This window comes from Oleiphilus sp. HI0066 (genome assembly GCF_001635725.1).
Genome location: NZ_LWFH01000386.1, coordinates 1 through 1,051 on the forward strand (window position 1 = coordinate 1; position 1,051 = coordinate 1,051).

2 protein-coding genes are annotated in these 1,051 nt (G+C 42.2%); one reads left to right on the forward strand and one right to left on the reverse strand.

Features of this window, described 5'->3' with window-relative positions:
• The first annotated feature begins 338 nt into the window (after nucleotides 1-338).
• Complete coding sequence (locus A3738_RS05300) at nucleotides 339-743, forward strand: MmcQ/YjbR family DNA-binding protein (RefSeq protein ID WP_068478296.1); 405 nt, start codon at nucleotides 339-341, stop codon at nucleotides 741-743.
• A gap of 59 nt (nucleotides 744-802) precedes the next feature.
• On the opposite strand, the gene A3738_RS05305 is transcribed toward A3738_RS05300, so the two are convergent.
• Nucleotides 803-1,051: CAP domain-containing protein (locus A3738_RS05305; protein WP_197473615.1), on the reverse strand; the 249-nt coding region annotated here is incomplete at its 5' end.

The following is a 1,051-nucleotide window of genomic DNA, read 5'->3' on the forward strand; positions in this document are numbered from 1 at the left end:
TTCTTTTTGTCTACCAAACCCGCACCCAACAACTGCTCTTGCAGGGACTTAGCCATTTTTTGACTCCTAACAATCCATCAATAAGAAATGATATGTGCATCAAATTAAACGCACCAACTACACAGTCTTCCAGATTAAACCTTGATCTCGATCTCAGTTAGAAAGGCTTTATGTTTAAAAACGTAACAGAATGTACGATCCGCCACACAGAAGTGTAACAGGGTCTATACTGAGCGTGAGAAAAAAAAATTTTGTGACCTCGAGTCACCCATATTTTTAGCAACCTGTAGTTGTTTGTTGCTCATAAAACGATAAGACATCGCAATGGAGAAACAGCTATGAATTATGAAGCTGCAAAGGCATATTTATTAGGAAAACCAGAAGCAAGGGAAGACTATCCTTTTGGGCCTCCGGTGTTAGTACCTAAAATTAAAGGTAGCATGTTCGCCACCTTAACCAAGCAAGATGGGATTCCTCACATGAATCTCAAATGCGACCCTCACCACGCCGAAGAACTTCGAGATATGTATGAATCGATTGTTCCTGGGCATCACATGAACAAGACCCATTGGAATACACTCATCTTAGATGGAAGCATTCCAGAGTCTGAAATCGAGCGGCTAATCGATCACAGTTATTCACTCGTTGTGAAGAAACTGAAAAAGTCTCAGCGTAAGCTGTTAGAAGAAGACTACGAAACTGACGAACTCTATAAGGAACTTGAGCTACAAATTGTGGCTTAATCAATTCAATAAAAAAGCACCCGGTATAAAGGTGCTTTTTTATTGCCTAAACATTTTCATTAAGGGATCAGCTTTCCTAGCACCATTGTCCAATACACTTCATAATCGGCATTGTCTGCGATGTAGACGGCCACACCGCCTTCTTCATAATTTGGACTCATGATCGCTGAACAATGGCTCGGGCTATTTAACCAACCTTGCATGACAGACGGCACGGTATAGAAGCCCGCGGCGATGTTTTCACCTACCATGGTCCAGTTGTAGCCCGCTTGAGTTGCTCGACTACCGACACGCAAACCATTTGAACC